General features: G+C 46.2%; 15 protein-coding genes. 12 read left to right on the forward strand and 3 right to left on the reverse strand.

The genetic code is table 11. From position 1 onward, the window contains the following. Window positions 1–14 precede the first annotated feature (14 nt). The 12 genes from proC (at window position 15) to atpC (ending at window position 10,302) form a co-directional block, all read left to right on the forward strand. Window positions 15–803: a pyrroline-5-carboxylate reductase gene (gene proC, locus SOW26_RS01810; RefSeq protein WP_276958798.1), complete on the forward strand. Its 789-nt coding sequence runs from the start codon at window positions 15–17 to the stop codon at window positions 801–803. 822 nt (window positions 804–1,625) lie between these two features. Continuing rightward, window positions 1,626–2,051: a MarR family winged helix-turn-helix transcriptional regulator gene (locus SOW26_RS01815; protein WP_154478832.1), complete on the forward strand. Its 426-nt coding sequence runs from the start codon at window positions 1,626–1,628 to the stop codon at window positions 2,049–2,051. Then, window positions 2,044–2,868 carry a pirin family protein gene (locus tag SOW26_RS01820; protein WP_154476960.1) on the forward strand — a complete coding sequence of 275 codons (825 nt, stop codon included), beginning with the start codon at window positions 2,044–2,046 and terminating at the stop codon, window positions 2,866–2,868. The genes SOW26_RS01815 and SOW26_RS01820 overlap by 8 nt, the downstream gene beginning before the upstream one ends. A gap of 234 nt (window positions 2,869–3,102) precedes the next feature. Continuing rightward, window positions 3,103–3,672 (forward strand): nitroreductase family protein, encoded by a 570-nt coding sequence (locus SOW26_RS01825; protein WP_154478831.1) that lies wholly within the window; start codon window positions 3,103–3,105, stop codon window positions 3,670–3,672. 462 nt (window positions 3,673–4,134) lie between these two features. Continuing rightward, a complete protein-coding gene (locus tag SOW26_RS01830; RefSeq protein ID WP_276959862.1) occupies window positions 4,135–4,797 on the forward strand; it encodes a F0F1 ATP synthase subunit A in 663 nt (220 codons plus the stop codon). A 16-nt stretch (window positions 4,798–4,813) separates the two neighbouring features. After that, on the forward strand, window positions 4,814–5,041 hold the full coding sequence (gene atpE / locus SOW26_RS01835; protein WP_154475307.1) for an ATP synthase F0 subunit C: 228 nt from the start codon (window positions 4,814–4,816) through the stop codon (window positions 5,039–5,041). A gap of 52 nt (window positions 5,042–5,093) precedes the next feature. Beyond that, a complete protein-coding gene (atpF, locus tag SOW26_RS01840) occupies window positions 5,094–5,567 on the forward strand; it encodes a F0F1 ATP synthase subunit B (protein WP_276959863.1) in 474 nt (157 codons plus the stop codon). Next, a complete protein-coding gene (locus SOW26_RS01845; RefSeq protein WP_276959864.1) occupies window positions 5,564–6,073 on the forward strand; it encodes a F0F1 ATP synthase subunit delta in 510 nt (169 codons plus the stop codon). Before atpF ends, SOW26_RS01845 begins: the two co-directional genes overlap by 4 nt. A 5-nt stretch (window positions 6,074–6,078) precedes the next feature. Continuing rightward, a complete protein-coding gene (gene atpA, locus SOW26_RS01850; RefSeq protein ID WP_276959865.1) occupies window positions 6,079–7,584 on the forward strand; it encodes a F0F1 ATP synthase subunit alpha in 1,506 nt (501 codons plus the stop codon). A gap of 8 nt (window positions 7,585–7,592) precedes the next feature. Further along, a complete protein-coding gene (gene atpG, locus SOW26_RS01855) occupies window positions 7,593–8,489 on the forward strand; it encodes an ATP synthase F1 subunit gamma (RefSeq protein WP_154476952.1) in 897 nt (298 codons plus the stop codon). A gap of 8 nt (window positions 8,490–8,497) precedes the next feature. Then, window positions 8,498–9,892, forward strand: a complete 1,395-nt coding sequence (gene atpD, locus SOW26_RS01860; protein ID WP_320651782.1) for a F0F1 ATP synthase subunit beta — start codon at window positions 8,498–8,500, stop codon at window positions 9,890–9,892. After that, a complete protein-coding gene (gene atpC, locus SOW26_RS01865) occupies window positions 9,892–10,302 on the forward strand; it encodes an ATP synthase F1 subunit epsilon (protein ID WP_154476948.1) in 411 nt (136 codons plus the stop codon). Before atpD ends, atpC begins: the two co-directional genes overlap by 1 nt. A gap of 128 nt (window positions 10,303–10,430) precedes the next feature. Here atpC and SOW26_RS01870 read toward each other — a convergent pair whose 3' ends face one another. From SOW26_RS01870 to SOW26_RS01880, 3 genes are read right to left on the reverse strand one after another with little or no spacing between them, the layout of a single operon-like run. After that, window positions 10,431–11,090, reverse strand: a complete 660-nt coding sequence (locus tag SOW26_RS01870) for a S8/S53 family peptidase (RefSeq protein ID WP_320651783.1) — start codon at window positions 11,088–11,090, stop codon at window positions 10,431–10,433. After that, on the reverse strand, window positions 11,090–12,787 hold the full coding sequence (locus SOW26_RS01875; RefSeq protein WP_320651784.1) for an ABC transporter ATP-binding protein: 1,698 nt from the start codon (window positions 12,785–12,787) through the stop codon (window positions 11,090–11,092). The genes SOW26_RS01870 and SOW26_RS01875 overlap by 1 nt, the downstream gene beginning before the upstream one ends. Further along, window positions 12,780–13,505, reverse strand: coding sequence for an ABC transporter ATP-binding protein (locus SOW26_RS01880; protein WP_331679549.1), 726 nt, complete (start codon window positions 13,503–13,505; stop codon window positions 12,780–12,782). The genes SOW26_RS01875 and SOW26_RS01880 overlap by 8 nt, the downstream gene beginning before the upstream one ends. Between the last annotated feature and the right edge of the window lie 67 nt (window positions 13,506–13,572).

Genomic DNA, 13,572 nt, shown 5'->3' on the forward strand with positions numbered 1-13,572 from the left:
AAGGAGGGATAAGGATGAAGCTGGGATTTATAGGTGTCGGAAATATGGCGTCGGCAATGATCGGGGGAATACTGGCAAAAAAGGTAGTGGAACCGCTGGATGTGCTAGGCTCTGCCAAAACAAGGAGCAGCAGAGAGAAAAGAGAAAGAGAGCTGGGCATTTGCATGACAAAAGACAACAGGGAAGTGGTGCGGAAGACAGAACTGTTGTTTCTGGCAGTCAAGCCGCGCTATTACCAGTCGGTGATCGAGGAGATCCGGGAAGACATTCGAGAGGAGCAGATCCTCGTAACAGTCGCTCCCGGAAAGACTTTGGAGTGGTTACAGGAGCAGTTTGGGAAACCGGTTAAGCTGGTCAGGACCATGCCCAATACGCCGGCGCTGGTGGGCGAAGGAATGACGGGTTTTTGCGCCAATTCTCTGGTGACGGACAAGGATCTGGAAACGGTAAGAACACTTTTGGAAAGCTTTGGCAGGGCGGAAGAGGTGGAAGAACGTCTCATGAGCACGGTGGTAGCGGCTAGCGGAAGCTCTCCGGCCTATCTGTTTATGCTGATGGAGGCCATGGCAGATGCTGCGGTGGCGGGAGGAATGCCAAGAGCACAGGCTTATGAATTTGTGGCACAGGCGGTGAAGGGAAGCGCCGTTTTGATGGAAAAAACAAAGCTGCATCCCGGCGTGTTAAAGGATATGGTATGCTCCCCGGCAGGTACGACCATAGAAGCGGTCCGTATCCTGGAAAGGGAAGGACTTCGCAGCGGGATCATGGAGGCCATGAGAGTCTGCGAGGAAAAAGCAAGGTAGGAAGGGAAACCGGAAGACAAAGTCAGGACCACTGGCTAAGCCGGTGGTCCTGACTTTGTCTGTGACACAATAAAAAGGACTGCATTCTGTGTGAGATGGGATGCAGTCCTTTTCGTGGTGCGGACTCATTACAGGAGTATAAAAAAGTACACGCCTGCACGTAATATAGTAGAAACATAAATGTTTCCGAACTTCATGTACAAAAGAGAAAAGAGGTACTGTATAACGATGCCGGAAAATAAAGTGTTGAAAAGAATCAACGGGGTGAGTGTCTCAAAATGATAATTGCCGGGATTGGCAAGGATCAGGAGACCATATAGCGTACCACACAAAATGGTTCCCGGATGAAAGCCAAAGAGTTTTACAGGCATTTCTGGCGTTCTCCTGACGGTTAAAACAGTAAAATTTTAATTTTTTACGGATTTTAATCGAAATGCGCACAGAGCCCACACGCCACAAGTCTATCTTGACTTAATTTATACTATCATATTTCACGGGAAAAGTCCAGATATTGACTTAAAATCCAGCATATTAGACAAAAACGGGGAGCTGACAGAAATGGCAACAGGAGTTTCCGGAAATACTTGCAAAATCAATGGGACTATGCTATTATATCTACATAGATATAACTAATTAGATATAAAATTCCGGGTGTAGAAAGGTAAAGCACAAAAAACACAAAGACGTAAAGTGCAAAAACATAAAAAGGATCCGGAAGCGGCATCTGCCGGGGATGCAAAAGCAGGGAGCGAAAAACAGAAGCGATTCAGGGAAAGCAGAAGCAAGAGAAAAAAGAAAAAAAGAGAAAAGAGAGAAAGAGATATGGGACAGGAAGAAATGAAAATCGTCATCGGACTGCACCGCAATACCAATGAATTGGACAGGCAGACGGGAAGGATTGCAGGGAAATACGGGTTGACGCTGAGCCAGTTTGCAGTGTTGGAAGCGCTGTACAGCAAGGGAGATCTGACCGTAGGAGAAGTGCGGGAAAAGATTTTAAGCAGTGTAGGAACCATACCGGTCATCGTCAACAATCTGGTAGGAAGAGGGTATGTGGAACGACTGGCAGATCAAAAGGACAAGCGGCTTTGCATCCTTCATCTGACAGAGGAGGGGAGGAGTGTCATTCAGCAGGCGGCTCCAAAGAACAGGGAGATGATCAGAGAAAAAATGAAAGAATTGACCGCGGAAGAGAAGAAGCAGTTGTTGTTCCTATTAAAAAAATTAGGAGGGATCTTACATGAATAGAACGATCAGAAAAAAGGTAAAAGGATTTCAAACGGTAGATGGAGGCGGTGTGAAGCTGGTAAGAGTGCTGGGCAGCCAGACCGCAAAAGAATTTGATCCTATTTTGATGCTGGACTCTTTTGACAGCACCAATCCGCAGGATTATATAGCGGGCTTTCCGCCGCATCCCCACAGAGGGATCGAGACCATCAGCTACGTGTGGCAGGGGAAAATGAAACACAAGGACAATCTGGGCTTTGAAGACACCGTGGAAGATGGGGAAGTCCAGTGGATGACGGCAGGATCCGGCATCATCCATGAAGAACAGCTGCCGGCAAGCGAGCGGATGCTGGGCGTGCAGCTATGGCTGAATCTTCCGGCAAAGGACAAAATGACAAAGCCGGCTTACCGCAGCATCAAGAGGGACCAGATCCCGGAAGTGGAACTGGAAGGAGGCCGCCTCAGGATCCTGGCAGGAAGCTATGACGGGCAGCAGGGAGTCCAGGGGAACTATCAGCCTATTGACTATTATGATATTACGGTAGAACCGGGAAAGACGGTTACCATTCCCACAGAGAAGGGCAGACAGGCGCTGCTGTTTCCTTTGCTGGGGGATGTACGGGTAGCAGGAGAAGATCTGGAAGAAAAGACGGCGGCTCTGTTATCGGACGGAGACCAGGTGACGATAGAAGGAAAAGAAAAAAGAGCCAAAGTTCTGTTTCTCAGTGGAAGTCCATTGAAGGAGGAGATCGCCTGGGGAGGGCCGGTGGTAATGAACACCAGGGAGGAACTGCAGCAGGCGTTCAAGGAGCTGGAGGAAGGAACCTTTATCAAATAATCGATCGAGGCAGGCGCCGCCGGCATCGTGGGAGAAAGCCCTTAAAAACACAGGCGGATCCAGGGTTCAAAAGAGCGGTTTTTCCGGAACGAATGAAAAGTGGAAAACGGGAAAACAGTGACGGCTTTGCAGACGAAGGCATATGCTGGGGCAAAGCGACAGAACAGGGCAGACAGAACAAGGCGGACAGAACAAGGAAACCGAATACACAAAAAAGAAAAAGGAGGAACAGACATGAGCGTGATCACAGGATTGGAAAAGAGAAGAAGTCGTTATCTGTTAAACAAGGAGCTTCCGGTTGCGAAGGAAAAAGTGGAGGAAGTAATAAAAAGAGTGACGGAACTGGTTCCCGATGCCTTTGATATGAAGAGTGCGAGGGTCGTGGCGGCCTTTGGGGAAGAGCATGAGGCGCTGTGGGATGAGATTGAGAGGGTGTTTGAGGGGAAGGTACCGCATGACAAGATCCAGTCCTTCCGAAATGGAGCAGGAACGATTTTGTATTTTTACGAAGAAGAGGTAGTAGACGGACTGGCAGCCAAGTTTCCGACCTATGCAGCCAATTTTCCGGTGTGGGCAAACCATGCCAATGGAATGCTGCAGATCAGCATCTGGACGGCGCTGGCAGAGCTGGGGATCGGAGCTTCCCTGCAGCATTACAATCCCGTTATAGATGACATGGTACGGGAAAGATACAAGCTTCCCAAAACCTACAGGCTGGTGGCACAGATGCCGTTTGGCGGGATAGAAAAGGAGCCGGAGGCAAAAGCGAAAGAGAAAATAGAACAGAGAGTACAGATAGTATAGATAGTATAGGCGGACAGAGAGGGGAATTATTTTGCCGTGAGGGAATAGGCGGCAAAGGACTTCCTCAAAATATCCGGAAATTCAGGTGGAAAAAACATCTTTTGCATCAGACGTAAGGGTGCAGGAGATGTTTTTTTGTTTCACAGGAATGTGCGCTGCGCGAAATAAAACATTCTGTTTCTCGTAAAAATACATAAAAATAAAAAAGAAACCGATATAATTTTGGACAAAATTCAAGGAGGAAACTAGAAAGAGCAGGAAGAGACAAAAAAATGATGAAAAAATAAATAAAAGGAAGGGGATCCATGATTTTGAATTTAAAAAAATAAATAAAAAAAGGGGTGAAATGCAGGAAAACAGCGAAGAGAAAAAGATGATTGACAAAAGAAAAAAATGGCAGTAATGTGAGGAAAGCTTAGAGGAGAGGAGGGCATTTATACGGAAAAACTGACTCAAAATCTCATGGAGGAATTAACCTGTAAAACGGTGTTTGAGATTCCGGTTTTCGGGGGGATCAAGGTGGACGAAGCGGTGGTGGCAACCTGGGGGATCATGCTGTGTCTGACCCTGCTGTCTCTGATCCTGGTGAGGAATCTCAAGGTGGAACGTCCGGGGAAAGTACAACTTGCGTTGGAGTCATGTATTCAATGGGGAACGGATCTTTTTGAAGGGATCCTGGGAAAAGAAAATTCCGGTTATATTCCCTACCTGATGACGGTGGGACTGTTTCTGGTCATCTCCAACACCATGGGGATGATCGGGATCAAACCACCCACAAAGGATCTGAACGTAACGGCGGCGCTGGCCATTCTTAGTATGCTTTTGATCGAATACAGCGGGATACGAAGAAACGGGATCCGCCATTGGGGAAAACACTTCGGGGAACCGGTTCCCTTCGTGGCGCCGATCATGGTGCTGGAAGTGTTTATCAGACCACTTTCGCTGTGCATGCGTCTGTTTGGAAATATGCTGGGAGGATTTGTAGTAATGGAACTGATCAAGCAGGTAGCGCCGCTTTTGATCCCCATTCCTCTCAGCTTCTACTTTGATATTTTCGACGGGCTGCTGCAGGCCTACGTATTTGTATTTTTAACGGCACTTTTTATGAATGAAGAAATGGAATAAAGAAGGAGGACATAGTATGTCGGGAACAATTATCGCAATTGGAGCAGGAGTAGCAGTATTAACGGGAATTGGAGCTGGTGTCGGGATCGGGATCGCAACCGGAAGAGCGACGGAAGCCATCGCAAGACAGCCGGAGGCGGAAAAGAAGATCAGTAAGTCCCTCATTTTGGGATGTGCACTGGCAGAGGCAACGGCCATCTACGGCTTTATCGTGGCATTGATGATAATCCTCTTCCTGAAATAAGGAGAACTTTTTCGGGAGAAGAGAGGAGAACCCTGAGAAAGGCGGTAAAGATGTGTTAAGGTTAGATGCAAATTTTGTATTGGAAATGATAAATATCCTTGTACTTTTCCTCATTCTTCGCAAGCTGTTGTTCCGTCCGGTCATGGATATCATGGAAAAGCGCAGACAGATGATCGAAGGGAAACTGCAGGAGGCAAGCCGGGAGAAGGAACAGGCGGAAAGCCTGAAAAGAGAATATGAAGACATCCGGGGGAAGGCAAAGGAGGAATCCAGGCAGATCATCCTGCAGGCGAAAGAAGAGGCGCAAAGAGAAGCCAGACAGCTGATAGAGGAAGGGCAGAAGGAAGCGAGGAGACAGCTGGAGGAAGCGAAGGCGTCCATTGAGGAGAAGCAGACACAGGCGCTTCTGGATGTGAAAGCTCAGGCGGCAGTGCTGTCAATGGAAGCGGCAAAAAAACTGCTGGAGAACCCGCAGTCTTCTGCATATCAGGAATTTATCAGAAAAGAAGGAAGGCAGAAGGTATGAGAAGAAATGGAAAAATTTCTCCTTATGTCAAGGCGCTTTGGGAACTGGGAATCGAAGAAACAGATCTGGAAGACATCCGGGAGATTTTGCGGGAGAATCCGAAGCTGAAAAAAGTGCTGGAAGACCCGAGAGTTTCCCGACAGGACAAAAGCAGGGTGGTTGACAGAGTGTTTCCGGAGGCTTATAAAGGGCTGCTGCAAACTCTGGTAAAGTATGAGACGGTGGCGCTTCTGGATGATATGAAGACAGGACTTCAGGCAGAGAAAGACAAAAGAGAGAGAAGGGTCACGGTCAGACTTTCTTATGTAACGCCTCCTTCTGTTCAGGAAAAAGATCAGATGGAAATCCTGTTGAAACAGAAGTTTGCGGCAAGTGAAGTCCGGTGGCTGGAAGAGGAAAAACCGGAACTTTTGGGAGGATTTCTTCTGCAGGTAAACGGATGGGAATACGATTACAGCACAAGGGGCAGATGGCTGGAGCTGAAGCGCGGTTTGATTAGGAGGTAACGGAAATGAGCAGGATCCGTTCAGATGAGATTATTTCGATTTTAAAAGAAGAAATTCAAAATTATGAAGAAGTGATACAGGGAAAAGAGGTAGGTACGGTCATCTCCGTGGGAGATGGGATCGCTTCGGTTTATGGCCTGGATACGGTGATGTACGGGGAGATCATAATGCTGGACAACGGTCTGAAGGGAATGGTCCAGGATATCAAAGAGTCGGAGATCAGCTGTATCTTGTTCGGAGACGATGCGGACATCAGGCAGGGAGCAAAGGCTGTGCGTACCGGCAGGCGGGCAGGAGTTCCTGTAGGAGAGGCTTACATCGGCAGAGTAGTGGACTCTTTGGGGAATCCCATTGATGGAAGAGGGGAGATTTCTGCTTTAGAGTATCGCCCTATCGAAAAAGAGGCGCCGCAGATCGTGGACAGAAAATCTGTCAGCGTTCCGCTGGAAACGGGGATCCTTTCCATTGACGCCATGTTTCCCATAGGAAGAGGGCAGAGAGAGCTGATCATTGGAGACCGGCAGACAGGAAAGACGTCTATTGCGGTAGACGCCATCCTGAATCAGAAGGGAAAGCAGGTGATCTGTATCTATGTGGCTATCGGGCAGAAGGCCTCTACAGTGGCACAACTGGTCAACACCCTAAAAGCGAAAGGAGCCATGGAATATACGGCGGTATTTTGTGCCACAGCCAGTAGCTGCGCCTCTCTTCAGTACATTGCTCCTTATTCGGCGACAGCTTTGGCAGAATATTTTATGGAACAGGGGAAAGATGTACTGATCGTGTACGATGATTTGTCCAAGCATGCGGTAGCTTACCGGACGATCTCTCTGCTTTTAGGGCGTTCGCCGGGACGAGAGGCGTATCCGGGAGATGTGTTCTATCTGCATTCCAGACTGCTGGAGAGAAGCAGCAGGCTGAGCGAAGCGGCAGGAGGCGGCTCTATTACGGCGCTTCCCATTATTGAAACACAGGCAGGAGACGTGTCGGCCTATATCCCCACGAATGTGATCTCTATTACCGACGGACAGATCTTTCTGGAAAGCGATCTGTTTCATGCAGGGATCCGCCCGGCGGTCAATGTAGGACTGTCCGTTTCCCGGGTAGGTGGTGCAGCACAGACGAAGGCGATGAAAAAGGCTTCCGGAAGCCTGCGGATCGATCTGGCGCAGGCGAGAGAGCTGGAGTCTTTCACACAGTTCAGTTCGGATCTGGATGCGGCCACCAAAGCACAGCTACAGTACGGAGCGTGTCTGACGGAACTTTTGAAACAGCCGCTGGGACGTCCCTTGAGTCTCTGGGAGCAGGTGGTCACCCTGTGCGCGGTGACCGGACGGCTCTTAAAGGAAGTGCCCACAGATCAGGTGAAAGAATTTCAGATGGATCTGTTGTCCTATTTTCAGGACAGACAGTCGGATATCTGCCGAAAGATCCAGGAAGAACAGGATCTGAGTCCGTCATTAAAGGAGCGGATCATGGAAGGGATCCGGGAATTTCAGAAAAGCAGATAGGTGAGAGTATGGCAAATACAAGAGAAATGAAAGAGCGGATAGACAGCATTCAGGAAACGAAAAAAATCACGAATGCCATGTACCTGATCTCTTCCTCAAAGGTGAAGCAGGCAAGAAAAAAGCTTTCGGAGACAGAACCGTTTTTTTATGCCATGCAGGCAGAGATCGCCAGGATCCTGAAACATGTACCGGATATGCACAGCCACTTTTTTGACAGAAGAGAGAAGACTTTGCCGGAAAAAAGAAAGATAGGATGCATCGTCATTACGGCGGATAAAGGACTGGCAGGAGCATACAACCATAATGTGATCAAGCTGGCAGAAGAAATGAAAGGAAATGCCGGACAGTACAGGCTGTATGTGCTGGGAGAACTGGGGAGACAGTATTTTTCGGGGAAGGAAGGGGTCGTTTTGGAGGAAAGCTTCCGCTACACCGTCCAAAACCCCAACATGAACCGGGCCAGAAGGATCGCCTCTAAGGTGGTAGAGCTGTTTGAAAAGGGAGAGGTGGATGACGTGTATATCATCTATACCCGTATGGTCAACGCCATGGAGGAAGCGGCGGAGAAGATCAAGCTGCTGCCGCTGCAAAAGACCAGCTTTCAGCAGGAGATGGTGCATACGCCGGAGGGAGATTACCTGGAGGGAATGACATTCTATCCTTCGGCGCACAGCGTGATGGACAGTATCGTTCCCAACTATTTAAACGGGATCATCTATGGGTGTCTGGTGGAATCCTACTGCAGTGAGCATAATGCCAGGATGAAGGCAATGCAAAACGCTACAGACAGCGCCACAAAGATGCTGGGAGAATTAAGGATGACGTATAACCGGGCGCGGCAGGCAGACATTACACAGGAGTTGACGGAGGTTGTAGGCGGAGCCGGCGTGCAGAAAAGGAAGTGACAAAACACATGGGAAAAGGAAAGATTATGCAGGTGATGGGGCCTGTAGTAGACGTAGAATTTCAATCGCAAGAAGAGCTTCCAAGGATCAAAGATGCTCTGGAAGTGGAGGGGATGGGCTTTCATTGCGTTATGGAGGTGGCGCAGCATACCGGAAATAACGTGGCAAGATGTATCATGCTGGCATCCAGCGAGGGGCTGCAAAAAGGGATGGAGGTGACGTCCACAGGCGCCGGAATCCGGGTACCCGTGGGAGAGAAAACGCTGGGGCGGCTGTTCAACGTGCTGGGAGATACCATTGACGGAAAGGAGCAGATCCCTCAGGAAGCACAGAAGTGGGAGATTCACCGGAAAGCGCCCCGATTTGATGAACTAAGCGATAAGGTGGAGGTGCTGGAAACGGGGATCAAGGTCATCGATCTTTTGACGCCCTATGCCAAAGGAGGAAAGATCGGCCTGTTTGGAGGCGCCGGAGTAGGGAAAACGGTGCTGATCCAGGAGCTGATCCACAATATTGCTACGGAGCATGGAGGCTATTCCATTTTTACGGGAGTAGGAGAACGATCCAGGGAAGGAAACGATCTGTGGACGGAGATGGGAGAATCCGGCGTACTGGAAAAGACGGCTCTGGTATTTGGACAGATGAATGAGCCGCCGGGATCCAGAATGCGTGTGGCAGAGACGGGGCTGACCATGGCGGAGTATTTCCGGGATGAAAAACAACAGAATGTATTGCTGTTTATTGACAATATTTTCCGGTTTGTGCAGGCCGGCTCAGAGGTATCGGCGCTTCTGGGCAGGATCCCGTCAGCGGTGGGATATCAGCCGACGCTGGCCAACGAGATGGGAGCGCTGCAGGAGCGGATCACCTCGACAAAGAGTGGTTCCATTACCTCCGTGCAGGCAGTCTATGTACCGGCTGACGACCTGACAGATCCGGCGCCGGCCACCACCTTCTCCCACCTGGATGCCACTACCGTTTTGTCCAGAAAGATCGTGGAGCAGGGAATCTATCCGGCGGTGGATCCGCTGGAGTCTACGTCCAGGATCCTGGAGGCAGATGTGGTAGGAGAGGAGCATTACCGGGTGGCAAGGAGCGTACAGTCCATGCTGCAAAAGTACAAAGAGCTGCAGGATATCATTGCGATCCTGGGAATGGAAGAATTGTCGGAGGAGGACAAGAAAATTGTCAGCCGTGCCAGAAAGATCCAGAGATTCCTTTCTCAGCCTTTCTCTGTGGCAGAAGGATTTACCGGCGTAAAAGGAAGATATGTGCCGGTGAAGGAAACGGTACGGGGATTCCGGGCGATCGTGGACGGAGAAATGGACGAATATCCGGAAAATGCATTCTTTAACGTGGGAACCTTGGAAGAAGTGGTGGAGAAAGCAAAGGAGCAGATGTAATGGAATCGTTTTTTTTGAAGGTGATTTCCAGTGACAAGGTGTTTTTTGAAGGCAGGTGCAAGAGCCTGGTAGTCCCTACTCCGGACGGACAAAAAGGGATTTTGGCACACCATGAAAATATGGTGATCGCGGTAGAGATCGGAGAACTGGTTCTGACGCCGGAGGAAGGAGAGCCCATCACGGCAGTAGTCTCCAAGGGATTCGTGGAAATCCTGAATAACCAGGTGGCTGTGCTGGTCAATTCGGCAGAGAGACCGGAGGATATCGACGTCCTGCGGGCAAGAGAAGCAGAGGAAAGGGCGAAGGAGCAGCTGCGGCAGAAGCAGAGTATCCAGGAATACCATTTGTCGCAGGCTTCCCTTGCCAGGGCGATGAACCGGTTGAAGGCATCAAAAAACAGAAGGAAATAGATGGGATAAAGGAAAGAGAGTCTTTGGTTTGATAAACAGAGACTCTCGTTTCGTCTAGGGGGAGATGTTGAGGAAGAAGTGTATTTGAAGCCAAAAGTGTTTTAGGAATATGACTTTAGCGTTAGGCGCTATCCTATAAATGATGTAGGGTTAATGCTGGGTGCCGTAGGAAAAAAGCTTGTTAATTCATTTGTGGCGATACCATTCTTTCTCAAATAGACGAGTTGAGCTGCTACAAATGGGGTTGCAAAGCTGTTACCGGGCAAATAGATGTTGTTATCTTTAGGGCTCCAATTACAAAAAAGTTTTTTTTGATAGTGAATATCTCTATCGGTGACAAAGAGATTTACTCCCCATTTGTTTTTTCTTACGGAATAGATTATGGGATCACTGTAAGGAAAAAAAGAGTCTGTACAGACTCCGATAACTTCTTTGAAAGAAGCGGGTGCGGTAGGGAGGCGTGCGTTACTTAAGGAGGCAACAATACATATACCGTTTTGACTTAATTTTTTTACAACCTGCAAAATGACAGGCCAGTCTCTTTTGTTTGTGCTTCCGATGCTCAAACAGATTATGAGAGGATGAAGCGATTCTGCTTTTAATAAAGCGTAGACTAGTTCTTGGACAGAGCTACGTCCATATTTGTCACGATTAAGTTCAATACTTGTGATAATAATATTTTTAGAATAAGTTTGAAGAATTTTTTTGCAGTGTGTTAGATGATTGTTAAGAGTATGCTCTTTAATATCTATGACAACGATATCAGCAGTTGTTTTTTTCTTTAACATTAAAACTCTCCTATTGTAAAATTATTAATAATAAATTTTTTGTTACATACAGATAGATCATGTTTATCGTGTGTAATAAATATGATTGTTTTTTTTCCTTTCCACTGTGTAATCAGATGCATCCATTTGTTTTTTGAATTTTCGTCTAATCCTTTAGTAGGCTCATCGAATATCATAATGTCTGAATATTTAAGCAGTTCTCTTGCGAGTATAACTTTCTGATGTTCTCCGCCAGACAACGTTGAACCATTATTCGTTAGATTTTGCATAAGAATCTTTTGGACTTCATTATTAGTGATTTTCAGCCCTACATCAATACAAGATGAGAAAATTTCCTGGTCACTTTTATTTTTAAGTAAGTCGATATTGTCTTTAATGGTTCCGTTAAACAGATGAGATTTTTGCCGTACAACGGCAATCTCTTTTCGGAGTTGGATTACCGTGTTTATTGAATAAGATTTGCCCTTGTACAATAGTTGACCAGAAGTTGGCAATTCAAATCCTAGAAGAAGATTGACTAATGTACTTTTTCCAACCCCATTTTTACCAATGATACCGATAATATCATTTTTTTTCACAGTAAGATTGATGTGTTTAAAGAGAACTTTCTCACCGGGATAGGAAAAACTAACATTTTCGAATTTGAAAATATAATCTTGAAATTCATCAATATTTGAGTTTAATTCATCAGCCTGTCTGAATGATGACGGAGTTAAAGAGTAAATGGGCTCATCGGCGACGCAAAAGAAAGTATTTAATCTAGTTATTGAGGGCTTAAACCCTGCAATGTAATAGGGTAGATCTAAAATGTGCTTGAGCGGAATTAATACATAAGAAATATATGACATAAAAGCTAAAGTGGATCCTACTGTGAACTTCCCATGCATCATCAAAACACCAGCAACTATGTAAATAGAACAGTTTAATAGCAAGTCAATGCTGTCATTTAACACATCTCTAAAATTGTTAAGCGTTCCTAAAGATCGATATAGAAGCAAATTTTTTTTCAATACTCTCTCGAACCTATGATGCATTGCTGCTGTGCAGTTCCACAATTTTATTTCCGAAAGGCCTGAAATAATATCTCCGAGTAGAGTTGTTTGTAAATTTAACTGAGTGATAAAGCTACGAGTTTGTTTTTCCTTTTTACGAGCTGTAACAATAAGCAGTGCTATTTTAATGGGAATACAAAAAAGTACAACTAACGAAAGGTGATAGCTAAGGTTTAGTATGCCTAAAAATCCTCCACAGAGTTGAAGGAATACAAATAAATAATCGGTAGCAAAAGACTCGATTACTGTTATCAGGCAATCAATGTCAGCAGAGAGTCTTGATGATAACTGGGTGCTTGTGTTTTCAGAAAGAAATTTATTGGAAATACGCTCCAACTTGTGAAATACTTCATAATACAAATGTGACTTGATTTTATTTTGCAGACGCAGACTTAAACTTGTTTGGATAATTTTAATGGCACTAACACATAGTCCATACAAACACCAAAGAATACACCAATAAAATATCCGGTGGACATTCTTTTGTAATAATCCCTCATCTGTAATGTGTTTCATGAATAATGGCTGAAAAAAATAATAACTCGAAACAAATGATGAGCACAGTATTATAGTAATCAAAAAGGGAATCAGATTCTTTTTTTTAGAAAAAATCCTGTAAATCAGGTTGTCTTTTTTTCTATTCACTGGCTCTCCTTTCGTGGTTTACAATCTTTCCGCCATCCAGTTCGGTTATCGTATCACATAGCATGCGAAGTTCCGCAAAGTTATGGGCAGCAAGCAGAATTGTTTTTTCTTTTGTTTTGTATGTCTGAAGGAGATGGCATACTTCCTTTACACCAATCTTATCAAGCCCATTAAAGGGCTCATCCAGTACAAGTAAATCTGGTTGTTCCATAATGGCTTGGGCAATACCCAGCCGTTCCCGCATCCCAAGGGAATAACTTTTTACCGCTTTTTTTGTACTAGAATCAAGCCCTACCGCTTCCATTGCTTTACGTACCTCGGTGGCACTAATCTGGCGGTTTAGCTTTGCCAGTCGATAAAGATTTTGGAAGCCGCTCAAATTCGGAAGAAATCCTGGAGTTTCAAGAATCAGTCCAATGGACGGAGGAAAATCGGTATCCTTCCCGACTCGCTGTCCATTCACCACGATATGACCCTTGGTAGGTCTTAAAAATCCACATATACATTTGAGCAGGACAGTTTTTCCTGAGCCATTCATTCCGATGATTCCATGAATACAGCCTCTTTCAAACCGGTGTGTGATTCCTTTTAAAATACTGTCTGATCCGAAAGATTTGTACACATTGTGAAGTTCTACGGCATAACGTTGTCGGTAGTGTTTTTCCATCATCTGTCCCTGATTTTCTATACTTTTTCTGGTCTTGCTTTTTTCATCCATGTTGGAACACCTCTCTTATTCGCTTGTCTGTATGAAAGAAAAATCGTATTTTTGAATTACTCTTTGC

Source organism: Suipraeoptans intestinalis (assembly GCF_034091795.1).
GTDB lineage: Bacteria > Bacillota > Clostridia > Lachnospirales > Lachnospiraceae > Suipraeoptans > Suipraeoptans intestinalis.

Bases quoted from the DNA above. Each gene is read 5' to 3' on its own strand.
- proC (WP_276958798.1), top strand. From the start codon at position 15: ATGAAGCTGGGATTTATAGGTGTCGGAAATATGGCGTCGGCAATGATC.
- SOW26_RS01815 (WP_154478832.1), top strand. From the start codon at position 1,626: ATGGGACAGGAAGAAATGAAAATCGTCATCGGACTGCACCGCAATACC.
- SOW26_RS01820 (WP_154476960.1), top strand. From the start codon at position 2,044: ATGAATAGAACGATCAGAAAAAAGGTAAAAGGATTTCAAACGGTAGAT.
- SOW26_RS01825 (WP_154478831.1), top strand. From the start codon at position 3,103: ATGAGCGTGATCACAGGATTGGAAAAGAGAAGAAGTCGTTATCTGTTA.
- SOW26_RS01830 (WP_276959862.1), top strand. From the start codon at position 4,135: ATGGAGGAATTAACCTGTAAAACGGTGTTTGAGATTCCGGTTTTCGGG.
- atpE (WP_154475307.1), top strand. From the start codon at position 4,814: ATGTCGGGAACAATTATCGCAATTGGAGCAGGAGTAGCAGTATTAACG.
- SOW26_RS01845 (WP_276959864.1), top strand. From the start codon at position 5,564: ATGAGAAGAAATGGAAAAATTTCTCCTTATGTCAAGGCGCTTTGGGAA.
- atpA (WP_276959865.1), top strand. From the start codon at position 6,079: ATGAGCAGGATCCGTTCAGATGAGATTATTTCGATTTTAAAAGAAGAA.
- atpG (WP_154476952.1), top strand. From the start codon at position 7,593: ATGGCAAATACAAGAGAAATGAAAGAGCGGATAGACAGCATTCAGGAA.
- atpD (WP_320651782.1), top strand. From the start codon at position 8,498: ATGGGAAAAGGAAAGATTATGCAGGTGATGGGGCCTGTAGTAGACGTA.
- atpC (WP_154476948.1), top strand. From the start codon at position 9,892: ATGGAATCGTTTTTTTTGAAGGTGATTTCCAGTGACAAGGTGTTTTTT.
- SOW26_RS01870 (WP_320651783.1), bottom strand. From the start codon at position 11,090: ATGTTAAAGAAAAAAACAACTGCTGATATCGTTGTCATAGATATTAAA.
- SOW26_RS01880 (WP_331679549.1), bottom strand. From the start codon at position 13,505: ATGGATGAAAAAAGCAAGACCAGAAAAAGTATAGAAAATCAGGGACAG.